Annotated in this window: 13 protein-coding genes; 8 read left to right on the top strand and 5 right to left on the bottom strand. The window is 33.7% G+C overall.

Annotated features, from left to right (window positions below; all coding sequences use genetic code 11):
• Positions 1–492 precede the first annotated feature (492 nt).
• A complete protein-coding gene (locus CCPUN_RS01205) occupies positions 493–2,271 on the top strand; it encodes an ABC transporter ATP-binding protein (protein ID WP_133281762.1) in 1,779 nt (592 codons plus the stop codon).
• A gap of 144 nt (positions 2,272–2,415) precedes the next feature.
• Positions 2,416–3,015 (top strand): Holliday junction branch migration protein RuvA, encoded by a 600-nt coding sequence (ruvA, locus tag CCPUN_RS01200; RefSeq protein WP_133281761.1) that lies wholly within the window; start codon positions 2,416–2,418, stop codon positions 3,013–3,015.
• Between the two features lie 63 nt (positions 3,016–3,078).
• Here the strand turns inward: ruvA and thrS are convergent, their stop codons facing one another.
• Both thrS and CCPUN_RS01190 read right to left on the bottom strand, forming a co-directional pair.
• On the bottom strand, positions 3,079–5,064 hold the full coding sequence (gene thrS, locus CCPUN_RS01195) for a threonine--tRNA ligase (protein WP_420888375.1): 1,986 nt from the start codon (positions 5,062–5,064) through the stop codon (positions 3,079–3,081).
• A gap of 128 nt (positions 5,065–5,192) precedes the next feature.
• Positions 5,193–6,962 (bottom strand): AAA family ATPase, encoded by a 1,770-nt coding sequence (locus tag CCPUN_RS01190; RefSeq protein ID WP_133281760.1) that lies wholly within the window; start codon positions 6,960–6,962, stop codon positions 5,193–5,195.
• Positions 6,963–7,266: 304 nt separating this feature from the next.
• Between CCPUN_RS01190 and CCPUN_RS01185 the strand changes: the two genes are divergently transcribed.
• The 5 genes from CCPUN_RS01185 to CCPUN_RS04865 all read left to right on the top strand — a co-directional run bounded on the left by CCPUN_RS01185 (position 7,267) and on the right by CCPUN_RS04865 (position 14,998).
• The gene (locus CCPUN_RS01185) at positions 7,267–9,246 is read left to right on the top strand and encodes an AAA family ATPase (protein ID WP_133281759.1); all 1,980 of its coding nucleotides are present in this window, start codon (positions 7,267–7,269) and stop codon (positions 9,244–9,246) included.
• Between the two features lie 352 nt (positions 9,247–9,598).
• Entirely contained in the window at positions 9,599–11,338 is a 1,740-nt protein-coding gene (locus CCPUN_RS01180) for an ABC transporter ATP-binding protein (protein WP_165941885.1), read from the top strand.
• A 428-nt stretch (positions 11,339–11,766) separates the two neighbouring features.
• Complete coding sequence (locus tag CCPUN_RS01175; RefSeq protein WP_133281757.1) at positions 11,767–13,791, top strand: AAA family ATPase; 2,025 nt, start codon at positions 11,767–11,769, stop codon at positions 13,789–13,791.
• 159 nt (positions 13,792–13,950) lie between these two features.
• Positions 13,951–14,376: an AAA family ATPase gene (locus CCPUN_RS01170; RefSeq protein ID WP_133281756.1), complete on the top strand. Its 426-nt coding sequence runs from the start codon at positions 13,951–13,953 to the stop codon at positions 14,374–14,376.
• Between the two features lie 466 nt (positions 14,377–14,842).
• On the top strand, positions 14,843–14,998 hold the full coding sequence (locus tag CCPUN_RS04865) for an IS3 family transposase (RefSeq protein WP_133281765.1): 156 nt from the start codon (positions 14,843–14,845) through the stop codon (positions 14,996–14,998).
• A gap of 108 nt (positions 14,999–15,106) precedes the next feature.
• Here the strand turns inward: CCPUN_RS04865 and CCPUN_RS01160 are convergent, their stop codons facing one another.
• On the bottom strand, positions 15,107–16,138 hold the full coding sequence (locus CCPUN_RS01160; RefSeq protein ID WP_133281755.1) for an NAD(P)H-dependent glycerol-3-phosphate dehydrogenase: 1,032 nt from the start codon (positions 16,136–16,138) through the stop codon (positions 15,107–15,109).
• Positions 16,125–17,735, bottom strand: coding sequence for a 1-acyl-sn-glycerol-3-phosphate acyltransferase (locus CCPUN_RS01155; protein ID WP_133281754.1), 1,611 nt, complete (start codon positions 17,733–17,735; stop codon positions 16,125–16,127). Before CCPUN_RS01155 ends, CCPUN_RS01160 begins: the two co-directional genes overlap by 14 nt.
• Positions 17,736–17,838: 103 nt before the next feature.
• On the opposite strand from CCPUN_RS01155, the gene ybeY reads away from it, so the two are divergent.
• Positions 17,839–18,267, top strand: a complete 429-nt coding sequence (gene ybeY / locus CCPUN_RS01150; protein WP_133281753.1) for an rRNA maturation RNase YbeY — start codon at positions 17,839–17,841, stop codon at positions 18,265–18,267.
• Positions 18,268–18,343: 76 nt separating this feature from the next.
• Here ybeY and CCPUN_RS01145 read toward each other — a convergent pair whose 3' ends face one another.
• Entirely contained in the window at positions 18,344–19,558 is a 1,215-nt protein-coding gene (locus CCPUN_RS01145; protein WP_133281752.1) for an ankyrin repeat domain-containing protein, read from the bottom strand.
• Positions 19,559–19,640 lie beyond the last annotated feature (82 nt).

Genomic DNA, 19,640 nt, shown 5'->3' with positions numbered 1-19,640 from the left:
AAAATTAGCCGTTTTTTATCAAATATAGTGGAAAATCCTCAATGTCAGTCTTTTATCCCATCATATATTTGTACCACCACCTACAATAGTTCTATTACATGGTTATTATTATACTCGTAATATCCTTTTTGTATTTTCCATAAAATATTACATAATTAAAGGTATTTTGTTTAAATACTAAGTTTAGTAATTTAATAATCATAAAATTTACCTAAATAATAATCAATATTGTAGGATATTATTATATTATTGCATAATATGTAGTCTTACATTATAAAATGTATTTATAATATAATGTATTTTTGTTTAATTCATTTTTTAACGATAATTGCGAAATAAGATCACGTAAAATTTGGATGATAGGATCCCTTTAGTGATGAAACATTCCCTTCTTAATTAAAGATTGATTATTGGCTATTTTTAAAGGGCAAATTACTTATCTCCTCATAGTTCTAATCGCCTTTATTGTTAGAGAATAAAATATTCTATACAATGTTTAAAACAATTGGATTGCCACGAACACTTTTTTCTTTTATTCTTTTCTTTGTAAAAAAACAACGAGCTAACTTTAGCCTTATGTTTTTTACGCTGATATTTTGGTCTATAAATGAATCACTATACCCTTACTTTATCAAAGTATTGGTGAGTACCATAGAACAACTTACCCCAGGTTTAACTTCTCCATTTCGCGTAATGATCTTTCCGCTAATGGGTTTAATTATACCTTGGTTGTTGATGGAAATTGCTATGCGTGGTTATGGAATCATAGCTATGCGCACTTGGCCTAAATTTCGAAAAAATATTAGAGAAACCATTCTTGATTACACTCAAAATCATTCTCATAGCTATTTTTTAGAGAATTTTTCAGGTGGTATCAGTAATAAAATAGCTGAGCTACCTCGTGCCTGTGAGCATATTTTAGAGATTGTACTGGGCAGTTTTTTTTGTAGTGTGCTTACTTTTTGCATTTCATTAGTAATTGTGTTCCAGGTAAGCGCTATTTTTGGCATAATCTTGTTTGTGTTTGTTGCCATTTTTGTATTGGTAACCACATTAAGTATGAATAGTATAAATACAACAGCAAAAGCCCATGCAGATACCATCTCTACTTTGGATGGTCAAATAGTTGATAGCCTTAGCTCTATGTTAGCCGTTCGTCTATTTTCCCGTTCTGGATATGAACTAACACACATTGGTAGGTATCAAACAGATGAAATAGAAAAATCTGAAAAAGCCTCTTGGGCAATTGAAAAAGCTAATATTTTTAGAGGAGGGCTTACTTTTATCTTTATCATTATTACTTTTTTGACATTAATATATGGCTGGAACCAACGCTGGATCTCCATAGGAGATTTTTCTCTTATTAATATGACTTTCTTCAATCTTATGGGATTGGTTTGGCATAGCTCCTTTCATATTACCCAAATTGCTAAAGAAGTAGGTGTTTCTAAAGCAGCACTTTCTTTAATAAGTATGCCTCATTCGATTCAGAATCATCCTCAGGCAAAATCTTTATGCATTACAAAAGGAACTATCTCGTTTGATAAAGTTACCTTTGGTTATATCCCTAGTGTACAGATATTTGATCAAATTTCTGTTACAATAGAAGGGGGGGGAAAAATTGGCTTGGTGGGATTATCAGGATCAGGAAAAACGACTTTTGTAAATCTTATACTGAGATTGTATGATATCCAAAATGGAATAATATCAATTGATAATCAAAATATTACAAATATTTCCCAAGAATCTTTACATGAGCAGATTGCTATGATTCCACAAGATCCTCAACTTTTTCACCGTACCATTTTTGAAAATATCCATTATGGTCGTTTAGATGCAACGAAAGAACAAGTTTTAGAAGCAGCAAGCATAGCAAATTGTACTGAATTTATTAATAATTTACATAATGGCTTTGAGTCTATAGTAGGTGAACGAGGAGCAAAACTTTCTGGAGGACAACGTCAACGTATTGCTATTGCCCGTGCTATTTTAAAGAATGCTCCTATCTTAATTATGGACGAGGCAACTTCTGCATTAGATTCTGAAACAGAGAAAATCATTCAAACTAGTCTAAGAGCGCTAATGAAAGATTGCACGGCCATTGTGGTTGCGCATCGGTTGTCAACCATAAGTCATATGGATCGCATTCTAGTATTTCATAAAGGTAGAATCATTGAAGATGGAAATATGTCAGAATTATTGGCTCAAAAAGGATACTTTGCCAGGCTTTGGGAAATGCAATCTAATGGATTTCTTCCAGATAAAGCATAGAAATGCCTTTTTCTGTATAACCTATTTATTTTTAGCAATTTTTGAAAAATTGTATAAAACATGCAGCTTTTACCCCAAATGTGCTAGGTTTTTCCGATATTCCTTCCACATGAACGCATACAGTTGTTTATAAATTATAAAACTATGATAGCTCAACTAACAGGAACCTTGTTACACAAAGAACCCACTTCTGTAATTTTAGACGTAGGAGGTATTGGCTATGAATTACATATTTCCTTACATACTTTTGAGCAGGTCAAAGCATTAAATCATGCAACTTTTTTAACGGCTATGCATGTAAAAAGTGAAATATACACGCTATATGGATTTTATACCATGGAAGAGAAAGCATGGTGGTTGCGTCTTATTTCTATTAGCAGTATTGGACCCAAAACGGGTTTAACAATTTTATCGTCTCTTACACCAACAGAATTACATAAAGCCATTTTAGCTAAAAACACACCATTACTTACCTCTATAAAAGGGATTGGTGCTAAGGCTGCTCAAAGACTGATACTAGAACTGGCAGATATAGCTCAAAAGTTGAGCTATTCAGACAGTACTATTGTATCAACATCATTTAAACAAGAAGAAAACAAAATAGACCAAGATGCTATCATAGCGCTAACAACATTAGGACTGACACAAAAAGTTGCAGAAAAAGCCATTAGCACTGTAAGAGAGAAAACAACAGTTCCACTCACTTTGGAAGAGCTTATTAAAAGGGCACTACAACCTGCATAGGGCATTCTACGCTCGTATAATTCTTATTATCAATAAGAATAGAGGCTATTTGGTACCAATCATTTAGGCTACCACCCTATGATACTCCCCCATAGCAGTAACTTCTGCGTATAATCTCTCTAGAAAATGATTTAAAGGAACTGTTTCTTGTCCTCCTCCTCCTTGTTTACGCACAGCAACCGTACCATCCGTAATTTCTTTATCACCAAGAACAATAATATAAGGAACCTTGCGTAGTTCTGCATCACGAATTCTTTTGCCAACAGTTTCATTACGAATATCTATAGTACTACGTATGTTCTTCTCTAACAATGTTTGGTGTACCATAGATGCATAACCACTATGTTTGTCAGAAAGCGGTAGTAGGGCTATTTGTTCTGGTGCCAACCATAGTGGAAACTTACCACCCGTATGCTCAATAAGAATAGCAATAAAACGCTCAAGAGAGCCAAATGGAGCACGATGAATCATTACAGGCTTATGCTTTTTACCATCATCTCCAATGTAGGCAAGGTCAAAACGAAGGGGCAATTGATAATCTAGCTGCACAGTACCCAGTTGCCAATTTCGACCCAATGCGTCTTTGACAATAAAGTCTACTTTAGGGCCATAAAAAGCAGCCTCACCTATAGAACAGGTTGTTTTAAGCCCCTTGGCTTCTGTAACTTCTTTAATAGACCGTTCTGCCCGTTCCCAATCTATTGCATTGCCTATATACTTACCGCTATTTGGGTCTCTAAAAGAGAGTCGTGCGGTATAATCCTTAAAATCTAACGTAGAGAATACAAAAAGGACTAAATCAATCACTTTTGAGAATTCTTCTTCTACTTGATCTGGGCGACAGAAAATGTGGGCATCATCCTGAGTAAAGCAACGGGTGCGGGTCAAACCATGTAAGGCTCCATGGAGTTCATAACGATATACCGTTCCAAACTCTGCAAAACGTAGAGGGAGATCTTTATAGGATCGGGGTTCACTGCTATAAATTTCACAATGGTGGGGGCAATTCATAGGTTTTAACATATAGGTCTCATCTTCCTCAGCTGTACAAATAGGCTGAAAACAGTCTTCCTGATATTTATCATAATGTCCAGAAGTAATATACAAGGCTTTATGGCCAATATGAGGTGTTATAACCGGCTGATAACCACGCTTTATTTGTTCTTTTTTCAAAAATTGCACCAGGGTATCACACAGCAATGCTCCTTTAGGTAACCAAAGGGGTAATCCAAGCCCTACTTTTTCAGAAAAAGTAAATAGTCCAAGTTCTTTGCCTATTTTCTGGTGGTTGCGTTTTTTAGCCTCCTCTCTTAATGCAAGAAAAGTAGTTAGCCCTTTTCTTTCTGGAAAAGTAATCCCATAAATGCGTGTTAGCTGTTTATTTTTCTCATTTCCACGCCAGTAAGCACCAGCAACATTCAAAATTTTAACGGCTTGAATAAAACCAGCATGAGGTAAATGAGGACCTCTACATAAATCTGTAAAATCGCCTTGTTGGTAAAAGGTTATGGTCCCATCTTCCAGCTCTTCCAATAGTTCTAATTTATAAGGATCTTCCTTTTTACTAAAAAAATCTATAGCCTCTTTTTTAGAAACTGCTCTACGAATGAATGGATGCTTTTGTTGTGCTAACGCAATGATTTTTTGCTCTATGGCTTCTAAGTCTAATGCATGAGCTGTATGATGACTTAGATCTACATCGTAATAAAAGCCTTGTTCAATGGATGGACCTATACCAAACTTAACACCCGGATAAAGTGCTTCTAATGCTGCAGCCAAAAGGTGGGCAGAAGAGTGCCAAAATACCTGTTTCCCTTCGTCATCATCCCAGGTAAGGAAATGTACCGTAGCATCTGTTTCAATCGAATGGGTTACATCATAAATCGTACCATTAACTTGAACAGCTAGCACTTTTTGCGCAAATTGTGTACTGACTTGTTGGGCAATGAGTAATCCAGTAATGCCTTGGTGAAATTTTTTTACATTTCCATCTGCTAGTGTGATGGTGATCATTGAGCGATCATTAGGAGTTACGATATGTTCACTCATTCGATTTTTTATAATAAAATAGTCAAAAATTGCATCTGTAATGATTTAAAAATATAAATCAGGATACAAACTTATAAGTTAATATCTTATATTTCCCATCTGTAACCTCAATTTAATAAAAAGATACGCTATTTCGACCACTCCTCCTCTCCATATATATTCGTTAAAATAACATCACCACTTTGCTTATTGAGTAGATCATAAGTAGCATAAGCAGCTACAACTGATTCTCCTGAAAAAGCAATTCCCGCTTCTACTACTTCCTGTACATGAGGATACTGTAACAATTCGGTATGGTAAGCTTGCGATTGTATTTGTTGTAACGCAAGTTTAGCTGCATTTTCTAGTTTTTCTTCCTTATGTAGATATTTAAACTCCAATAAAAGTGCTTGGTGACCATTTTTAGGGATGATTAAGATATCATACCTTCCCAATCCACTTTCTCGATTAGATCGTATATGGTATCTATCACTGATGCTAGCCAGCATGGCTAAGGAAAAACCATGGTAAAAACTTTCACCTCGTTTATCGGTAGTAGTATCAAAAAAACGAGCACTCTGAAGAAGATACATATTCAGGCCTTGAACAAATTCATTTATTTTACCTGATAATAAACACTTTATAAAAGCATCATACCTAGACTGACTGGGAAACTTGTTGATTAACCATTCTTCAAAAAAGCGGTTGTAGAGGGTAGCTACCTCTTGATTTGGAATAGCTAGTGCACAATCATAGAGACCATTTCTTGTATTAAATACCGCATCAACTGCCTTTAAATATCCAGCAAATAAGAGTAAGCTCCATAAAGCATTTTCGTTAGTACCTAACAAATCAAAAGAAAGATGCTTATCTATAGAGATAGTTAAGGTTTCTCCTTGCATCAATTGTTCGAATTGCTCTTTAATACCAGCATTAGAGGAAAAAATCAGTTGTTTGATTAAATCATTATTACCAGTATTAACCCAATACACATCAAAATGCCCCTCCTCACTCAAGCAAGAAATAATAGACCACGGATTATACATAACCGAGTTGCCTATTTTATATCCATTGTACCAACTTCTTACCTCTTCCATGGAAGTGCTAAGAACTTTTTCTTTTAATAAAAATGAAACTTCATCTTCTACAAATCCAAAATGGTGGCTATAGCCTTGATCCAAAAGTGTATACGTTTTTAGATTATTTAACCCAGAAAGCATACTATCCTTAGAAATACGTAATATACCCGTTAAAACTCCTCTTTCTAGAGAATCATTATCTTTTAAAGCAGCACTAAATAGATTACGCATAAATTCGACCATAGCTTTCAAATATTCCTTATTGCCATAAGCTTTATTAAGAGGCGTATCATATTCATCTATAAATATATAAACGGTTTGGCCATGGTGTTGATAGAGGCATTGACTGAGAAGTTCTAGGGAAGATTCTAATTGTTGTTGATTGGCTTGATGGCCGAGAATAGTATGTAGCTTCTTGAGCTGTACTTCATTAATTGCATCACTACTCAACAAATAGGTATAGGAACTATAAACCTTTAAGATCAATTCATATACTGCATTGTAGGCCCCTTGAAAACTATCCGCATTAACATCCTTAAAGCTTAGCATAATGACAGGGTGCTTACCTTGATATCTATCAAGATACCTTCCACCATGTAACTTACTGATTGCTAAATCATCAAACAACCCTGCTGTACTTACTCCATTAACCTCTGAGGCAAAAAAATGTTGTAACATAGACATATTTAATGTCTTTCCCCAACGACGAGGGCGCGTAATGAGCGTAACTTTATCCCCCTTGCTGAGGAATTCAGCAAGCATAGCGCTTTTATCGCAAAAAAGATAATCTCCTTTTATTAACTCTTGAAAATTACTAACGCCAATTGGTAATTTTTTCATGAACTGCTTCTAAGTGATGAGGTTTAGCTTACAATCCTGCTATGCGTGGATTTTTTGAATCCATGTTACATATGTATGTACCAAATGTTACTCAATGTTAAGAAAATTTTCTGATATACCTGTGGAGTTACAATATATTTCTGTATACTTGCGTAGTGGTAACTAAAAATATATAGCCTGGTCTGTCTTAAAGGGCAATGATGATGTGCTTTGTTTGTAAGTATCTTTGTAGTTCTTCATTTATTACTCCCTACATAGCTCATTAAGACATATCGAGCGATTAAAAATTAATTTTTAAGTAAAGATGATTGTTAAAAAAAATAAAACCATTTATACGATGGTATTATGTCTTATGCTATCTTTATTTTCATGCAAGGCAAATAAGTATGGTATGGAACAAGAAAATAAAAGAACAGGAGAGGATTTGGAACAAATAACAAAAATGGATATAGACCATCTTCCTATTGGAGACGCCGATATTAAGAATGTTATAAGTTCTGGTTATTATGCAGATAAAACTAAATTTGCTGGTAAGCTTTTAATGGAAGGGAAGCCTACATTTCTGGTACGGCCACGTAGATTCGGGAAATCATTATTGATAAGTACCATAGCTACCATTGCTGAAGGAGCAATACATAAAGAGTTATTTAAGAATTATTTTATCTATAATGGAGCATTTGAAGATGAAAATGGCAAGACCATAAAATACGACTGGAAAAAATATCCTGTAATTAGATTGGATTTTTCTAGATTTAATAATGAAACTACTGATAGTCTAAAATTTTCTATTAAAAAATCTTTATATCGTACTGCTGAGATTTATGGTATTGAAGCTAAGATAGAAAATCCTAAAGGTAATGATAGCATGCAAGATTATTATATAGATTTAATTACAAAATTAAAAATATTAAGAAACGATTACGAACCTAAAATAGTTCTTCTAATAGATGAATATGACAGCCCTATAGTCAATTTAGACTGGAGTTCAAAGCAATATAATGATTGTATGAAAGTGCTTAAAGATTTTTTGACTCTGGTTAAAAGTTGCGCTGGTGACTGTCAGTTAATATTTCTAACTGGCGTAACTAAGTTTAGTTTGGTGAACTTAGGTTCCGGTGCGAATATATTTCAGGGTAATGATGTTTCTTTAGAAAATGCATTTTCAGATGTTGCTGGTTATAAAGAAGAAGATATAAAAAGTCTGTTTGAGAATAGGTTCAATTATGTCATACGAGAGATGGAAAAACGTACAGGACAAACATATACTAAAGAAGGTATTATGGAGGCTATAAAATCCTATTACAATAGGTATAGATTTTCCTATGATGGACCATCTATGTATAACCCAAATTCTGTATTATCTTTTTTTCAGAGAGGAAATTTGCAAGGTTACTGGTATAGAACAGGCGATCCTAGTATTTTACTCAATCAGATGAGAAATGAAATTGATAGATTTGATTTGGATTGGGAAAAGTTAAGATTTTACGTTACTGAAGATGATATCATGTTTACACAAAGCAAAAAGCCGTTAAGCTTAGAAGCTTTAATGTATCAAACAGGTTATTTAACCATAGATACCTATAATCCTGCTAATGGGCAATATGCATTAAAAATTCCTAACGAAGAAGTAAAGATGGCACTTGCACAAAATATACAGGAAGTGTTTTTAGATGAACAAAAAGAGATAGGCGTACATCATAAAGAGCATGTACTTGCAGCTTTACAGCAAGAAGATTGGCCTCGTTTATTGCAGCTATTTAGGGATGCTTGTTTTGCGAATACAAGCTATGAAGCACTTAAAAATGATGAAAAAGATTTTCAAAATATTCTTCATGCTTTTCTCAATGGTGTTTGTCATCATACAGTAGGTGGCCCTAGAATTCGTGTAGAAGAACATTCCGGTAGTGGGCGATCAGATATAACTATGGATCACATAAAGAATAATGTAGTTTATATTATAGAATTGAAAAAGAATCAGAGTGCTGAAGTAGCCATCGAACAGATAGAACACAAAAACTATTCTGGTAAATATTTTAGAAAAAAGAAGATCGTACATATAGGCTTGAATTGTATTTTTAATAGAGAGGACATCAATCATCGCAATATCAATGAATGTATGATTGCAGTAAAACGGCAAGACAGCAATAACAATCTTACCAAGGATCCTAAAAAGAAATTTGTATTTAAAGATGAAAAGTTTGTAGAAGAAGCAATAAACGTAGAAACATTAGAAAAGCAAAAAACAGCATCACAAACGAAGAAAAAAATTAGAAGCAATGCCTAATGCATATTGATAATATCATTGATTTATAGCATCATAGAGTTGTGATGCAATTAAATAGGAAAAATAAAAAATCTAAAATTTTTGTGCGAAATGTCGGATACATTGCTTCAGAGGCCTCTATGCAATAGGAGAAGAAATCTGCATTATATGGAAATAAGTAGAAAGAACTTATTTTGTCTAATAGGATAGATCCAGTAGTGGAAACAGAGTACCTGGCTACCTTGGTTCACAAGACACTCATTATGCAGGTATGATTTTTAAATCTTAACTAGTACAAATGAATAGATACAAGTCATTTCTTACAAGTTTATACACTTCGTACAAGTCGTTCTGCGTTATTATAAAAGTGGATATGCTTTTATCTGTCTTGCTGATCGTGTCGATCGTTGCTAGTGGAATCTTTCCCTTACTAGCTATAAAAGTTTCCTCTCAACTTATTGACCACATCGTTACAACCAATGTCATAGCTACACAAACCATATTATACCATCTACTCTACCTGGGTGCTCTGTGGCTAATGCATGATTTAATTAATCCTTGGATCTTGTTCTTACAAAGTAGTTTAGCTGACAAAGTAGTATTCGTAATCAACCGATCCATTATTGATAAATCTAATGCTATCCAAGGATTAGCATATTTTGAGCAACAAGATTTTCACAATGATCTCCAAATTATTTTATCGCAAGCCTATCATAAACCTGTTAATTTGGTAGTTACACTTGTGGGACTTTTGAGAGATTTTACGCTTATTGTTTCCTGTATTGTACTCTTATTTAGCAAGATTTCCTGGTTGAGTGTTCTAGTACTTATTAGTATTGTAGTTCATGCAAAGATAATTAGCAAAATGCAGCAGGAGATTTGGAAAGAATCATTAGGACGAAGTACTAATTCCCGTATGATGAATTACATCTCTGCTTTATCTATTAATCCTTCCTTTGCTAAAGAAATACGCTTATTTCCGATAAGTAATTATTTATCTAAAGAATATAGTAGGTTATTTCAGATGATTTATCTATCCATGCTTAAAATAAGACGCAGGCAGCTTCTATGGCCCATTTTTTCCTGTTTTATCTCTTTAGTGAGTAATCTGGCAGTGCTACTCTATCTAACCCTACTCATTAAAAATGGAACGCTAATGGTAGGCGCCATTACATTATTATTACAAACCTTGTCTCAACTTCATCAAAGTGTTTTAAGCTTTGGAGAACAGATAGGCTGGATGTCTGGTCATCTGCTATTCTTCGAGAAGTATTTCCAATTCTTGGATAGAAGTGAGCAAGTATATACTACTCCTATAACAAAAAAATCCTCTTTAACGATTAATACAGAGACATTACATATTTCCTTTGACAATATTTCATTTGTATACCCTGATGGTAGGAAAGCTTTACAAGACATTAATTTCGAGATCCAACCTAAAGAGAAATTGGCTATCGTAGGAGCCAACGGTGCAGGAAAAACTTCATTAATAAAACTCCTTTGCGGGTTTTATGCACCTACTACAGGCATAATACGGATTAATGGTCTTCCTATAGAAGAATATGATATCCAGGAAGTACGCGCATTGATAGCACCTGTTTTTCAGGACTTTGGGACTTACGCCTTAACATTGAAACAGAATATCATCATGGGAGATGAGCTAGATAATGAGTTAAAATTACATGAAATCCTAAAAAAGGCTGAGATCAATTTTATAGATGTCTTTAAACATGGACTAAACCAAAATCTAGGGAAAGTTTTTGGAGGTACCGATTTGTCTATTGGACAGTGGCAAAAAGTGGCTATTGCCAGGGCCTTATACAAAAATGCTTCTCTATTTATTTTAGATGAACCTACTGCTGCTTTAGATCCAATCAGTGAGCATAAGATTTTTAATCAATTTGGAAAAATTTGTAAAGAAAAGACTACTATCTTTGTTACCCATAGACTCAACTCCATTAAGATGGCAGATAGAATTTTACTTTTAGACGAAGGAAGGCAAATAGCTATAGATACACACCATCAACTATTACAGCATAATGCGCTTTATAGAGAGATGTTTGAATCACAGGCTTCTCAATACGCTGATTTAAAAACTAAACCAATTTATTAAACTTCCTTGTGCATGGCAATATATAATGGACTAAAAAAATTAGACAAAAAAATCTTTCCCATGGAAGAATGATTTTACAATTATTTTTTGTGACTCCCCAGGTTATCTATCAAGCAGTGACATAAATTTGTAAAACTGAATTTTAGCTTCCAATGCTGCTATGCTATGCGTGTATCTTTTGAATCCATGTTACATATGTATGTACCAAATGTTACTCAATGTTAAGAAAATTTTCTGATATGCCTGTGGAGTTACAATATATTTCTGTATACTTGCGTAGTGGTAACTAAAAATATATAGCCTGGTCTGTCTTAAAGGGCAATGATGATGTGCTTTGTTTGTAAGTATCTTTGTAGTTCTTCATTTATTACTCCCTACATAGCTCATTAAGACATATCGAGCGATTAAAAATTAATTTTTAAGTAAAGATGATTGTTAAAAAAAATAAAACCATTTATACGATGGTATTATGTCTTATGCTATCTTTATTTTCATGCAAGGCAAATAAGTATGGTATGGAACAAGAAAATAAAAGAACAAGAGAGAATTTGGAACAAATAACAAAAATGGATATAGACCATCTTCCTATTGGAGACGCCGATATTAAGAATGTTATAAGTTCTGGTTATTATGCAGATAAAACCAAATTTGCTGGTAAGCTTTTAATGGAAGGGAAGCCTACATTTCTGGTACGGCCACGTAGATTCGGGAAATCATTATTGATAAGTACCATAGCTACCATTGCTGAAGGAGCAATACATAAAGAGTTATTTAAGAATTACTTTATCTATAATGGAGCATTTGAAGATGAAAATGGCAAGACCATAAAATACGACTGGAAAAAATATCCTGTAATTAGATTGGATTTTTCTAAACTAAATAATGAAACCTCTGATAATCTAAAATTAGGTATTCGAAAGCTTTTATATGATAATGCTATGCGTTATGATATAGCATCAAATATGCGTAATCCTGAAGACCCTTATCCAGTTGAATACTATTACTCTGATTTATTGATAAAACTAATTAAAAAATTTGCAGAACTTCAAAAACAAGAATTTGGAAAACTCGAGAGGAAAGAATCTACAAAACTTCAAGAGCAAGAAAGTAATTACGCTAATAGAATAGTTCTTCTAATAGATGAATATGACAGTCCTGTAGTCAATTTAGACTGGAATTCTGAGCAACATAATGATTGTATAAAAGTGCTTAAAGATTTTTTGACTGTAGTTAAAAGTTACGCTGGTGACTGCCAGTTAATATTTCTAACCGGCGTAACTAAGTTTAGTTTGGTGAACTTAGGTTCCGGTGCCAATATATTTCAGGGTAATGATGTATCTTTAAAACAAGTATTTTCAGATGTAGCTGGTTATAAAGAAGAAGATATTAAAAATCTGTTTGAGAATAGGTTCAATTATGTCATACGAGAGATGAAAAAACGTACAGGACAAACATATACTAAAGAAGGCATTATGGAGGCTATAAAATCCTATTACAATGGGTATAGATTTTCTTATAATGGACCATCTATGTATAACCCTAATTCTGTCCTATCTTTTTTTCAAGAAGGCAGTTTGCAAGGTTACTGGTATAAGACAGGCGATCCTAGTATTTTACTCAATCAGATGAGAAATGAAATTGATAGATTTGATTTGGATTGGGAAAAGTTAAGATTTTACGTTACTCAGGATGATATCATGTTTACACAAAGCAAAAAGCCGTTAAGCTTAGAAGCTTTAATGTATCAAACAGGTTATTTAACCATAGATACCTATAATCCTGCTAATGGACAATATGCATTAAAAATTCCTAACGAAGAAGTAAGGGTGGCACTTACACAAAATATACAGGAAGTGTTTTTAGATGAACAAAAAGAGATAGGCATACATCATAAAAAGCATGTACTTACAGCTTTACAGCAAGAGGATTGGACTCNTTTATTGCAGCTATTTAGGGATGCTTGTTTTGCGAATACAAGCTATGAAGCACTCAAAGATGATGAAAAAGATTTTCAAAATATTCTGCATGCTTTTCTCAATGGTGTTTGTCATCATACAGTAGGTGGCCCTAGAATTCGTGTAGAAGAACATTCCGGTAGTGGGCGATCAGATATAACTATGGATGACATAAAGAATAATGTGGTTTATATTATAGAATTGAAAAAGAATCAGAGTGCTGAAGTAGCCATCGAACAGATAGAACAAAAAAACTATTCTGGTAAATATTTTAGAAAAAAGAAGATCGTACATATAGGCTTGAATTGTATTTTTAATAGAGAGGACATCAATCATCGCAATATCAATGAATGTATGATTGAAGTAAAACGACAAGACAGCAATAACAATCTTACCAAGGATCCTAAAAAGAAATTTGTATTTAAAGATGAAAAATTTGTAGAAGAAGCAATAACCGTAGAAACATTAGAAAAGCAAAAAAACAGAATTACAAAATAATAAAAGGATTAGAGGAAATGCTTAATCCCATATTCCGAACCTTTTTTGCAATGATTATGAATATCATAAAAATATGGCTAAATATATTTTTAAATAGCATAATTGATATTACTGTGTCTTATACTATCTTTATTTTCATGTAAAACAAATAAGTATGGTATGCATCAAGATCCAAAAAATTTAGAAAATAAAAGACCAGCAGAAGATGTAGAAATAGGTTCTGATAGTAAAAGACAAAAATTAACATACACAGGAATTTTACCTATTGGTAAATCTAGCATTGAAGCTGTAATACGATCAGGATATTATGTAGATAAAACATACCATGCTGAAAAGTTATTTAAAGAAGAAGCCACTGTATTTCTTTCTCGTCCCCGTAGATTTGGTAAGTCTTTATTTGTTAGCACATTAGAAGAAATAGCTAAAGGAAATAAAGAGCTATTTCAAGATTGCTATATCTATTTAACCAGTCCTAAAGAAAATGAATTAAGTATAGTTGGTAAAATGTTCCAATCAGGGTATTTGACTATTGATAAGTATAAACCATTATCAAAAGGGTGGTGGTACAAATATATGATGGAATAAGTATTTGATCTTGAGTGTATTTTATGTCGTTTAATAAAAAGTGGTTAATTTTTTTAAGCAAACACATTACAGAAAGCTATTCTGAATGCCTCACTAACATAGATGTAGTAAATAATGGCTTTAACAAAGACAAAAAACAGAATTATTTATGCAAAAAAATCAATACAATATTCATTATCAAAACAAAAATATAAAATCTAGTTTGAGTAATTTAGTATCATATATTTGTACCACCACCAAATTTTAATAGTGCTAAAGCAAAACGTAATCTTGTCCATCATAAGTATAAATTCTACGATGAATCAGGTAATGAAATACTGGATAGAAATGATTTCTTAGACTACATAAAGAATAAAAAAGCCCGTAATAGAGCCACCAGAAGCCACGGATAAAAGCTCATTTCCATATAACCAATTATATTTTATAATCAGCATATTATAAAATATAATTGGGTCATCAGTAATATATTTTAGATACCAACAACCAAATCCTAATTAAATATTTTAAACATATTAAGGATCTTAAAAACGGCATTGATGACTACATAAGTAAATATAATTATCAAAGATATCATTCAAGTATTGAATATCAAAAACCAATGAAGTATATCTTAGGTATCTAAAAAACGCGGCCTAATAGACTGAAAATAATGGGAAGCAAAATTAACAAAAATTTTGTCTAGTTTTTTCAGTCCACTATACTCGGAAGGAACAGGATATAAAACTACCCTTTACACCCCTTTAGTTGTATAACGCATTAAATAAGAAATTCCTGTTTTTATAGGCAACTCCTTAAAAAGAATACGATAAATAACATCTGTAATCGGCGTGCGTATACCATAGGACTGCATTAATTGATAAATGGTTTTTACTGTTTGTACACCTTCGGACACTTCATGTGTTCCAGCTAGTATATCCGTAATCTTTTCTCCTCTTGCCAAACGATAACCAATGGTATAATTTCTACTTGAGCTGCTCCCACAAGTGGCTATTAGATCACCGATCCCAGCTGGCCCTAATATAGCACTAGGACTTATGCCAATGGTACACATGATATGCTGCAACTCTGCTATAGACATCGTAAGGAAAAAAGCGTACGTATTGTCTCCATATGCACTACCTGCTAGCATGCCAGCACCAATAGCAAAAATATTCTTAAGCACACTACAAAACTCTACGCTAAGCAGATCCATACTCGGATAAACCCTAAACCAACTATTTGTTAAAAAATATTTACCAATAGCCAAGGCTTTCGCTGAACTACTGGCAACAACGGTAGAAGCAGGCTGTTGTTTAGCTAAATCTGTAGACAAATTAGGTCCTGCCAAACAACCAATGGTTTGTACAGCTGTTTCTTGTGCAATCACTTCGCTCATGGTAGCGATATGTCTTCTACAGAGTGATTCTCCTTCCTGACACTCAGACAAATCAAGTCCTTTTGTCCCATGTATCAATACATGTTCCGGTGTAAGCTTAGGCGCTATTTGTTGCATTAAGCTACGGAATTTAGCTGCTGGTACTACTGGAAAAATAATCGAACAAGATGCTAAGATATCTGTGAGATCATCCGTAACCTTAATATTATTGGCTAACACTTGTCCAGCACAACTACGGCCTAATTCTGATAAAAAAGCATGTTCTGCCTTGTTGGTATAAAGCAAAACATGATTTGCGTTGGGTGCTATTAGATTTGCAACAGCAGTTCCGAATTTCCCAGCCCCTAAAACAGCTATCGTTTTATGCATATTGTTATTCCAGTTCATAACCAGTAAGTCTATTATGATAATACAATAATGTCCAAATGTCTTGGATCAGCACATCTCCATTTTTATCAATTGTTAATGGAGGGGTATCATGGTATATACCTAGTTTGAGCAGGCCATCTGCTACAATAGCATCCAACTGGCCATCCATTAACAATGGAGTAAGTGCTATTTTTTCTTGCCCATAGTGCATACGTAATTTTTTGTAAGTTACTGCTAAAGCAGTCATAAATGTTGTATGGTTAAGAGCCATTTTCTTTAAATGCATTGAAAACCCTTCTGTTGTTTTAGCCAATTCATAAGCAACAAAGGCTACTAAATGGCTACTGAGTACCATATTATTTTTGTAATAACTTTGTACAATTTTGTGACTAAGTATGTTGACATAATCATTACGCTTTTCTATCCCAGTTTGTTCTGATAATTGCCTCCATTGTTTATACAAATCTAATTTATTTGATTGATTGTCATAACTATTTCCATTTTCATCCACTATATTACCCATTACATCTAGTGGCACACCAATGTTAATAAATATTTCAGATCCTTTAAATAAAAAGTTTTTACTCAATACCAGTTTGTTACAACAATTGTCTTTTATAACTGTGGCAGTTTGTTCGTAAAGATCTGATTCGTAAATTAATTGCTGCGCCTCTAAAACACAATGATAGTTTAGAACTATAGGGACAATAAAAAGTTTTTTAGCATTTGTTCCATACTTTTCAAAATTTTTTGCTTGTGCTTCAAAAAGCGTCCCTAATAATCCCAGTTTTAAATCGGATTCTATGGCTCCGGAACGGCTACGGGTACCAGCAGGATAAAAAAGGGTATGGCAATTCCATGTTAATGCGAGACAGGCATAGTCTTTTTGCGTCTGAAGATAGGGAATGGTCTTTTTACGACGGTCTACTTTATAGGTACCTAGTTTGCTAAAAATATAACGAAATCCTTTATTGTTAAATAGGTTTAATCCCGTTCCCCAACTTAATGGAGGTATACCTAACTGTTGCATGGCTAATCCGATAATAATAGAATCCCAGTTACTAGTATGGGTAGGCACCAAAACAATGGTTCCTTGCTTAGCTAAAGCACGTAGGGTATCGACTGCACCCGTGATATGGAACTTCTCATGTAGCCTTTTTGTTCGTCTAGTCCAGCGTTCTCCCTTGCCTCCAAAGCCAAAACATTTTGGCTTGAGCAGATTAACGAGAATACATTGAACACTTTTTGCTATTAGTTGATAGTGTTTGACACTAAAATCACTGCGTATCTCATCTAAATAACGTGCTATAATATTTTTTAAAAGGCTGCTAGGCGCTATATCCGTTTGGATAGAAGATGCCATGTTTTCCCAAAAGAGGCGATCATCTTTAGGATCACTTTTCCAGGGATCAGATGTGATTCTTGTAAGTTCCCTTGAAGTAGTTTGTTCCAAAAGTCGATACAAATCTGCTTCTGTTGTATAACGTGTACGTAAAGATTCAAAGCTTTTTTGAGCAACTTCTTCCAAGAAATATTTTTGCTCCTTATGCAATTTAGTAATAGCCCAATTTTCTGGGTCGAGTTCAATAGGAGTAAACTGCTTCGAAGCACGCATATGGTTATAAATATTTTAGCAAAATAAGTTGTAATTTACAATTGAATTTTCTTGATTGAAAACTTATGCAACTATTTTAGCGTTGCTAACCTATAAGATCAACATGCATATTTACTATTTTTCAGAAAATATTGGTTTCTCTTTAAAAAATAAAGGAGAAATCTCCATTTGGTTACAATCTGTTATCGAGCAAGAACAGTATGCACTAGACCATCTTAATTTCATTTTTTGTTCAGATAATTATTTACATGCTAAAAATAAGGAATATTTAGGCCATGATACACTAACAGATGTCATCACATTTGATTATACAACAACGCCTAAAACGGTCTTGGGCGATATATATATTAGCATAGATCGTGTTAGAGACAATGCACAATATTATAAGAAAAAAGTCAAAGAAGAACTGTATACCGTAATGGTGCATGGGGTATTGCATCTCTTGGCTTATGACGATCAAACAGAAGAAGACAAACTGATTATAAGAGAAAAAGAATCTTTTTATATAAATCAATTACTACTTGCTTTGTAATGACATATTACACTATTGATCATTGCAACCTTGTTTGATTATCTCATTCAGTGTATTTTTTGCTTGCATAAAATTTCTATGCGCCATTTTGTTGGTTCATTGCTTTTTCTAAAATTTGGATGCATTCGTCATATTTTTGATTTGTTTCTGGATTCCCACTCCTTTCTGCCTTACCTCTTTTTGCCAAGTCAAAGGGAGTATGATCAGAATCTTTTATGTTACAGTCAGCGTTGTTGTCTATGAGTATCTGTACTATTTTTGGATGTCCTGCTTGAGCCGCTAGATGCAAAGGCGTTACATTTCTGCCAAGAGTCATTACATTTTTATTAATCCCATCCATATTTAGCAGTGCCGTAACTACTTTTTCACGACCTTGCTCAGCTGCAATATGCAAAAGTGCACAGTGATCTATTGATGTTGAACGAAATAATGATTCATTTATATCAATCTGAAAATGTTTTAATAACAATTCAAGTATATCTACACACTCTTCACGAACAGCTAACTCGATAAGGCGATATCCGAATTGTTGTTTTGTTTGCCAGCTAGTATCACAATGTTGAAGTAATACTCCAAGCATGGCTGGATCGTTCAGAATAGCAGCTTGTTTGACACGATTTTGTATATCCCTTTGAGATACATTCACCTTGTTTTCGTTGTCATTTAATAAAAAGTTAACCACATTGCTATTCTCAGCACAACATGCCCTTCTAAAAAGGGTAAATCTATCATATTCATTAACGTCATAATGTTTCAACAGTATTTTAAAGGTCTCAACATCACTCACACAAGCTGACCACTCAAGAGGGGTATTTCCTGCATCATCTTTCCCATTTATATCGGCTCCATTTTTTATGAATAACTCTACTGCCTGAAGATTGTTTTTTCCAATTGCCCAATGGAGGGGACTCCATGTAGAGATGCGACCTTGTTTTTTGTTATATGCTTCTAGATCAAATGGGATTCCTGCTTCTGCTAGAAGTTTTTGTGCTTTTTCATTAGTTAGTTTTCCATGTTCTGTATTAGGCGTGTTATGAGCCAAAATTGGTGTGGGAGTAATAGAAGCAGAAGCCGTCTTCTGTTCTTGATTATTTTCTTGATTATTGTTTGGCCCAGTGGATTCTTTATTAGAACGAGCAGAACTTACTAAGCCTTTTGGTGTATTGGCTTGGTTGTTATTTTTATTCTGTGTTATTTTTTGCTGGATTATTTTGACTGGATTATCCTTACGACACTGCCCACTACCCATAGCAATAACTATAGCAATAATAAGCCTATAGCGTATAAACATGGTTTATTTATAATTTTTTAGTTGTAATTGTGATTATGTATCTATCGTCAATATTAATGACAATATAGACAATTTTTTGGGA

The sequence above is a fragment of the Cardinium endosymbiont of Culicoides punctatus genome, assembly GCF_004354815.1.
Classification (GTDB): domain Bacteria; phylum Bacteroidota; class Bacteroidia; order Cytophagales; family Amoebophilaceae; genus Cardinium.
This window is presented reverse-complemented; position numbering and strand designations above follow the sequence as displayed.